This window comes from Pseudoalteromonas sp. SR45-5, from assembly GCF_014163565.1.
GTDB lineage: Bacteria > Pseudomonadota > Gammaproteobacteria > Enterobacterales > Alteromonadaceae > Pseudoalteromonas > Pseudoalteromonas distincta.
This window is the reverse complement of the sequence record NZ_JACJDN010000153.1, coordinates 1-7,232: the sequence shown is the minus strand read 5'-3', so window position 1 is coordinate 7,232 and position 7,232 is coordinate 1. Positions and strand designations below refer to the sequence as shown.

The window sequence follows — 7,232 nt, the reverse complement described above, 5'->3', positions numbered from 1 at the left end:
CCTAAGTTTTTATAGCCGCCACTTTCAAAAAGTCGCGCTTTAGCATCCGCTGTCGTTAAGCGCTCATCCTGTGTTTGCACAGGAATGCCATAATGATTATGCAATCTGTTGGCAAACTTTTTTGCTTTAAAGGTAACCTCTTGTGATGTTCCATCCATATTTAGTGGTAAACCAACAACCATTAAGTCAGGCTGCCACTCGGCTACTTGTACGGCGATATGGTCCCAGTTAGGAATGCCATCTTGTGCTTTTACAGCCTTAAGGCTAGACGCACTGCCGGTTAACTCTTGCCCAATAGCAATACCAATACTTTTGGTGCCAAAGTCAAAGCCCATTACAGTGCGTTCGCCTTGCGGCTTAAGCGATTTTTTTGTCATGTGTATCTTGTTTAAGTTTGCTAAGGGTTAGTTACTATTATGCGTGACCAGCTTCAGGGCTGAGTTGGCTAATATCAAATCCCAACATTGAAACTGCTTTTTCCCATCGTTTTTCAACGGGGGTATCAAAAATGATCTTCGGATCGGCTTCTATGATCAACCAGCTGTTATCAAGTAACTCTTGTTCGAGTTGTCCTTGCTCCCACCCTGAATAACCAAGTGTAATAATAAACTGCTCTGGTGCTTGTGCAGTGGTTAAGTTTGCTAAAACGTCTTTTGAGGTAGTGATCATAATATCGCTACTGAGTTTTTGACTTGCTGAATAACCCGATTGGGGAGAGTGCAGTACAAAACCACGGTCAGTTTTAACGGGCCCACCTGCAAACACACTTACTTTTGCTGCGTTTTGCGTTTTGTCGTTATCAATTTCTATTTTATCTAAAAGTTCGCCAACAGTAACATCAATAGGTTGGTTTATTACCAAGCCCATAGCCCCATCTTCATTGTGCTCACAAATATAGGTAACAGCACGTTTAAAAAAAGGGTCTTGCATTGACGGCATCGCGATTAAAAAATGATTTTCTAATGACTGCATAGATTTCACCCTTTTTAGTTAATGAACTTTGAGTATGGCATAGTTATTTAAATTGACATAAAAAGCCCATTAATTGCATGAAAGGCTTAAACTAATGGGCTTTTTATTGTGGTAATTACTTACCTAATTTACGCTCAATTGCATCAAATAAAATACCTGTGATAGAAATATCATAAGCAGCTTCAATTTCGCGTACGCACGTTGGTGCAGTTACGTTAATTTCAGTTAATTTATCGCCAATAATATCTAAACCTACAAATATTAAGCCTTTTTCTTTGAGCGTTGGTGCAACAGCTTGCGCTATTTTTAAATCTGATTCGCTAAGTGGACGGGCTTCACCTCGACCGCCTGCAGCCAAATTACCGCGTGTTTCACCATTTTGTGGTATACGCGCTAAACAATATGGAATAACCTCGCCATCAACTACTAGTACGCGCTTATCGCCTTGTTTGATCTCTGGAATGTAATTTTGCACCATTGCGAAGCGGCTGCCGTGCTCGGTTAACGTTTCACAAATTACACCAATGTTGGCATCGTCTTCTCTGATGCGAAAAATCGATGCGCCACCCATGCCATCAAGCGGCTTTAAAATAATGTCTTTATGCTGTGCTAAAAATTCACGAATTTGTTTTTGGCTACGTGTAACAAGTGTGTCTGGCGTATGCTCGCTAAACCATGCTGTAAACAGCTTTTCGTTAGCATCGCGAAGGCTTTGTGGCTTGTTAATTATTAACGTACCTTCTTGTTCAGCACGTTCTAAAATATACGTCGCGTAAATGTATTCAGTATCAAAAGGAGGGTCTTTACGCATTAAAATTACGTCAAGATCGGCAAGGGCTATAGTGGCTTTTTCTTCAAGCTCATACCATTTTTCTGCATTATTAAACACTTGCGCTTTAGACGCTGTAGCGTACGACTTGCCTTTACGAAGAGATAAATCGTCCATCTCCATATAATAAATTTCGTAGCCACGTTCTTGCGCTTGCATCATCATTGCAAAACCGGTGTCTTTTTTGATGTTAAATCCACTAATAGGATCTGAAATAATACCTAACTTAATTGCCATGCGCTGTGCCTTACTATAAATGTTACTGTTTATATGAGGGTGCTTTTAGTTATTTCAATTAGCTAAATCGCCAAATTGAAGTTGTAATGCACTTAAGACCGTTAAAGCGGCTGTTTCCGTTCGTAAAACGCGCGGGCCTAAGCGAATATCTACAAACTCTAGTTGTTTGGTTAGTGCCATTTCATCGTCGGTAAAGCCACCTTCTGGGCCTACTAAAAAGCGTACGCCATCTTTAGGTACCGTAATGGTTTTAATGCTGTGCTCAGCACGAGGGTGAAGAGTGAGCTTAATTGCATCGGTTTGTTGTGCAAGCCATTGTTTTAAATCTATAGGTGGGTGAATAATTGGAACAAAATTACGCCCTGACTGCTCAGCCGCAGCAATTGCAATTTTTTGCCATTGTTGGTGTTTTTTCTCAAGACGATCGCCCATTAGTTTCACACCACAGCGCTGACTAAAAATAGGGGTGATTTCGGTAATACCTAGTTCAACTGACTTTTGAATTGTAAAATCCATCTTATCACCACGAGATACACATTGACCTAAATGAATTTTAAGTGGAGATTCTACATCGTGAGGGTTAAGTTCTAATGGCATTACGACGACTGTTTTTTTTGTTACCTCAATTATTTCACTAAGGTATTCGCCACCTTCGCCATTAAAAATAGATACATGCTCGCCTACTTTCATGCGCAGCACTCTGCCAATATGCCCTGCAGCATCGTCATCTAAAGTTACAGGGGTGTTTAGGGCAATACTCGATGTTTGATAAATATGAGGAACTCGCATAGGGCGTCACTTACTACATAGCGTAAAATATATATTGCTATGGTAAGTAAGCTGGGGGCTGTGCGCAATTATTTATTTTTATTAAGTTGTTCGGCGAGATCTATTAAATCTTGTGGGGTGTGTGCTATATCGTGATGATTTTGCGAAGGTTCCGTTAACGTCTCGTCGGTAACCCGGCTGAGTGTATAGCCTGTATCATCAAGATTTATTAAAAAGCGTTCTTCATGTAAGGAGTTATAAATAAAGCGCTGCTTATCACTTGCGAGTAAATAATCGGTGCTATTGAAAAGGACTCCGTGTAAATCGTGATGATCTTTTAAATAATTAATTAACTCAGAAACGCTTATTTCGTTTTCAAGATCGCAATAACTGTAGTCTTTAATAAGCTCGTCAAACATCATTTTTACTAATTGGCGGGTATTACTGCCTGCAGCAATAAGTGTACTCGCTTTTGTTATGCCATTACTATTTACATAGTATTCGGCAAATGCGCGGCTAAATTCGTTGTCTATGTCAATTAACAAATAGTTCGTTATTTCAGGCGGCATAGAGCTAGGACCTTGTTGCATCTAAGTAATTACCATTATTACTTAAATGCAGACGTTTTAATTGCTGTATTTTCAGTAAAAAAGGTCTAAAGAGAAAACATACTAATAAGTAAATAACCTATAGCACAAAAAACAGCAAATTCTATGCATGCTACCCCAATATTATCTTGATGGTCTATTTCAAGAGCCGTATCAATATTTGGTAAAGAGATAACTTTTATCACATACGTTAAGCCGTAAAGTAGTATCCACATTACACCGCAATGCATTACAAGTGTAAATATGTTTTCAACCATTTTACCGTTTTGAAATGCTGCGCTAGATAAACCAGCATATACAGCCAACGCTAAGCCAATTGATTTTCCAGCATATCTTATACCAATAGATGTATTTTCTAGGTTAAAGTTACTTTGTAGTGACGCACCTTGATTTGCTTTTGCAAAACGGTGTTCTCGTATTTTGCTATCAAGTGCAAACATCCCCTGAAGTGTAAAAAAGCTAACGCAAGCAATAAGTAAGTTGCTAAACCCTTGGGTGTGCGTCCACGTGTACAAGCCCAGAGCAATAATACAGTTAGCGATTAACATTCCTGAGTCTACCAATGCAGCACATACATTTTGTTTTAGTATGGCAGCTTCTTCATTAAATCTGTGGAGTATCCATTTTCTGTGAATTAAATGGCCCACTTTTATAAAAGTGAATAAGAGAACAATAATAATTAACACTTTTAACGGGTTTGACTGTGCAGTGCTTACGCTTATTTCGTCAAATAAAAAGGCTATAGTGGCTATAACAACCGATATTTCAGATGCAAAACTAATACCCATGGCAAAGTTGTCGTGTTGCGCTAACTCATCTTTAAGCGCTTGTTTTGCTTTGATTTGAGTGACAACTCGTAAACAAAAAATAGTTATGCAAATAACCGCAAAACTAATGGCAATCGCAATAAAACTAGTGTTAGATAAAGACAAATATGACATGGTGATCCTAATTAAGTTAACCTTTCTAGGTTTTAATCATTCTAGTACGGTTATTGATGATATAAAAGAGAGGATTGATGAGTAACGTAAAGCAACTTCCTATTCAATTACAAAAACTTGGCTTGATGCGCTTTGAACAGTTATACCCGCAGCAAAGTAAACAAAGTGAAGTTGTAAGGTTATTAGCATTAAGCGACTTTGCTTGGCGCAGTTTAGAGTCACAACCTGATTTAAATACCTGGCTATTATGCAAAGACGAAATACAAAATAGAGTAATAGACTCTCCTTTTAAAAACCTGAATTTAGCTGACCTTGATGAAGCACAGTGCCATAAAGTACTTCGTCAATATCGTGAAAAGTACTGGCTTAAAGTCGCCTTTTTAGATTTATGCTGTAATAACCCCATTGCCGATAGTATTAATTATATAAGCCAACTGGCTGACATGCTAATTAATAGCGCCAACCAATGGGCGCATGCACAGGTGGCAAAAGTAAATGGTGAACCGCTTGATGGGCAAAACCAAGCAATGCCGCTAATGGTATTGGGGATGGGGAAGCTTGGCGGACAGGAGCTAAATTATTCCTCTGATATTGATCTTATTTTTGCGTATCCGCGCAGCACAAAAACCCAAGGTGGCCGCAGAAGCCTTGAGGCCCAAGTGTTTTATACCAAAGTTGCACAAAAACTGATTGCAGCACTTAACCAAGCCACCGGTGATGGGCAAGTATTTAGAGTTGATATGCGCCTACGCCCGTTTGGCGAAAGCGGCCCTTTGGTTATGAGCTTTAATGCCATTGAAGATTACTACCAAGAACAAGGGCGCGACTGGGAACGCTACGCCATGTTAAAAGGGCGCTTAATTGGCACTCCTAATAAGTATTGGGATGAATTTATTAAGCTTTTAAAGCCGTTTGTTTACCGCCGGTATATTGATTTTTCGGTGATTGAATCCTTGCGTAAAATGAAGTTAATGATTGCACAAGAGGTTCGCCGTAAACGCTTAACTAATAATATAAAACTAGGCGCTGGTGGTATTCGTGAAGTTGAATTTATAGTGCAAGCCCTGCAAATGGTAAGAGGTGGGCGAGAGGCTAATTTACAAACCCAATCTTTACTCAAAGCATTAAATGAGTTGGCACTTAACCAAGTTATAGATGAGCAAGAAGCAAGCGAGCTGAGGCGCAATTACCTTTATTTACGTAAAGTTGAGCAGTACCTTCAAATATTTGACGATCAGCAAACGCAAACACTCCCCGATGATGAATTGAATCAGCAGCGCTTAAATTTATTATTAGAACAAGCTGATTTTTCTGCCACTTTAAACACTATAGAAAAGGTGATGAAACAAGTTAACGGTGAGTTTGCACTTGTGATTGGCGAGGAAACCGTGCCACTTGATACCTGTGAAGGCGCATTTATTAGTGCTTGGGATCATGGTGATGTGAGCTTTTTAAAAGAGGCCAGAGATGAATGGCAAGCACCCCTTAACGATTTTAAATTAAGGCTGTCTAAGGTAAATATAGGTAACCGAGGGCGTGACACTCTTGATAAGTTAATGCCTGTTTTACTAAATCAATTAAATGACTTTAATGCCAGTGCAGCAGCTTTCACAATGGTTTGCCAAATTTTTAATAAGATAATTTCGCGTACTGCCTATTTAGAATTGCTTTACGAAAACCAAGGTGCATTAAAGCAACTTGTTTTACTGTGTTGTCATAGCAAATGGATAGGGGAGCATATTTCTCGCTACCCCATATTACTTGATGAACTAATAGACCCCGCAGTTCTTTATAAGCCAACCCCGCTCACAGCGTATAAAGATGAAATAAGACAGTATTTTTTACGAATAGAGCATGACGATTTAGAACTGCAAATGGAGTCGCTTAGGCAATTTAAGCAAACGCATCAATTACGAATTGCTGCCGCCGATGCAACCGGTGTTCTTGACGTAATGAAAGTAAGCGATCATTTAACCGTACTGGCAGAGGCGATTGTTGACCAAGCTGTTAATATTGCATGGCATAACACTGTTAAGCGCTTTGGTATGCCCCCTGGCACAGATGATGAAAATAAAGGTTTTGCTGTTATTGCATATGGTAAAACAGGTGGCTTAGAAGTCGGGTACGACTCAGATCTAGATTTGGTGTTTGTGCATAATCATGATGGCTCAAGCTTAACTAATGGTGAAAAACCGATAGATTCTCGCCAGTTTTATTTAAAGCTCGCTCAGCGCCTAATGCATTTATTTAATACCCGTACTGCATCGGGCATTTTATACGAGCTTGATACACGATTACGTCCTGAAGGAGCCTCTGGTTTATTGGCTATCAATTTAGAGAGCTTTAATCACTATCAGCAAACTCAAGCATGGACGTGGGAGCATCAAGCACTTGTTCGGGCTCGATTAATTTTAGGTCAAAACGATCTGATAGATCGTTTTTCACAAATTCGTAAAAATATACTTTGCCAGCAACGCGATGATACCGTGCTAAAAGCTGATGTAATAAAAATGCGCGAAAAAATGCGCGACCATCTAGCGAAGGGAAATGCTGAGAAATTTGATTTAAAACAAGATGTTGGTGGCATGGCTGATATTGAGTTTATTACGCAATATTTAGTACTTAAACAGGCAAACGAGTTTGAACAGCTTACAGTTTACTCAGATAACGTAAGGATATTAACGGATGCGGCAAATATAGGTTGTATTACTAAAGAGCAAAAGCAGCAGTTGATAAAAGCGTATATTGATTATCGCTCGTGTTATCACGTGTTGAGCTTGGAGCAAAAAGGCAAATTGATCCCGCGAGAAACGTTTTTACAAGATATTACTAACGTAACTAATATTTGGAATAGTATTTTTGAATTGAATTGAATTG

At 39.2% G+C, this 7,232-nt stretch carries 7 protein-coding genes; 1 reads left to right on the top strand and 6 read right to left on the bottom strand.

The genetic code is table 11. The annotated features are described in order from the left end of the window. The 6 genes from ruvX to H5072_RS07880 all read right to left on the bottom strand — a co-directional run. On the bottom strand, window positions 1–377 hold a 377-nt coding region (ruvX, locus tag H5072_RS07905; RefSeq protein ID WP_182693189.1), incomplete at its 3' end, for a Holliday junction resolvase RuvX. 37 nt (window positions 378–414) lie between these two features. Continuing rightward, window positions 415–972 (bottom strand): YqgE/AlgH family protein, encoded by a 558-nt coding sequence (locus H5072_RS07900; protein WP_002961948.1) that lies wholly within the window; start codon window positions 970–972, stop codon window positions 415–417. A gap of 115 nt (window positions 973–1,087) precedes the next feature. Continuing rightward, complete coding sequence (gene gshB / locus H5072_RS07895; RefSeq protein WP_154903711.1) at window positions 1,088–2,038, bottom strand: glutathione synthase; 951 nt, start codon at window positions 2,036–2,038, stop codon at window positions 1,088–1,090. 54 nt (window positions 2,039–2,092) lie between these two features. Beyond that, window positions 2,093–2,827, bottom strand: a complete 735-nt coding sequence (gene rsmE, locus H5072_RS07890) for a 16S rRNA (uracil(1498)-N(3))-methyltransferase (RefSeq protein WP_002961950.1) — start codon at window positions 2,825–2,827, stop codon at window positions 2,093–2,095. Window positions 2,828–2,895: 68 nt separating this feature from the next. Further along, window positions 2,896–3,396 (bottom strand): hypothetical protein, encoded by a 501-nt coding sequence (locus tag H5072_RS07885; protein WP_082007357.1) that lies wholly within the window; start codon window positions 3,394–3,396, stop codon window positions 2,896–2,898. Window positions 3,397–3,461: 65 nt separating this feature from the next. Continuing rightward, window positions 3,462–4,355, bottom strand: coding sequence for a hypothetical protein (locus H5072_RS07880; RefSeq protein ID WP_002961952.1), 894 nt, complete (start codon window positions 4,353–4,355; stop codon window positions 3,462–3,464). 77 nt (window positions 4,356–4,432) lie between these two features. On the opposite strand from H5072_RS07880, the gene glnE reads away from it, so the two are divergent. Beyond that, window positions 4,433–7,228 (top strand): bifunctional [glutamate--ammonia ligase]-adenylyl-L-tyrosine phosphorylase/[glutamate--ammonia-ligase] adenylyltransferase, encoded by a 2,796-nt coding sequence (gene glnE / locus H5072_RS07875; protein ID WP_182693188.1) that lies wholly within the window; start codon window positions 4,433–4,435, stop codon window positions 7,226–7,228. The last annotated feature ends 4 nt before the right edge of the window (window positions 7,229–7,232 follow it).

Excerpts from the sequence above, each read along its gene's own strand:
- H5072_RS07880 (WP_002961952.1), bottom strand. The coding sequence starts at position 4,355 with ATGTCATATTTGTCTTTATCTAACACTAGTTTTATTGCGATTGCCATT.
- gshB (WP_154903711.1), bottom strand. The coding sequence starts at position 2,038 with ATGGCAATTAAGTTAGGTATTATTTCAGATCCTATTAGTGGATTTAAC.
- glnE (WP_182693188.1), top strand. The coding sequence starts at position 4,433 with ATGAGTAACGTAAAGCAACTTCCTATTCAATTACAAAAACTTGGCTTG.
- rsmE (WP_002961950.1), bottom strand. The coding sequence starts at position 2,827 with ATGCGAGTTCCTCATATTTATCAAACATCGAGTATTGCCCTAAACACC.
- H5072_RS07885 (WP_082007357.1), bottom strand. The coding sequence starts at position 3,396 with ATGCAACAAGGTCCTAGCTCTATGCCGCCTGAAATAACGAACTATTTG.
- H5072_RS07900 (WP_002961948.1), bottom strand. The coding sequence starts at position 972 with ATGCAGTCATTAGAAAATCATTTTTTAATCGCGATGCCGTCAATGCAA.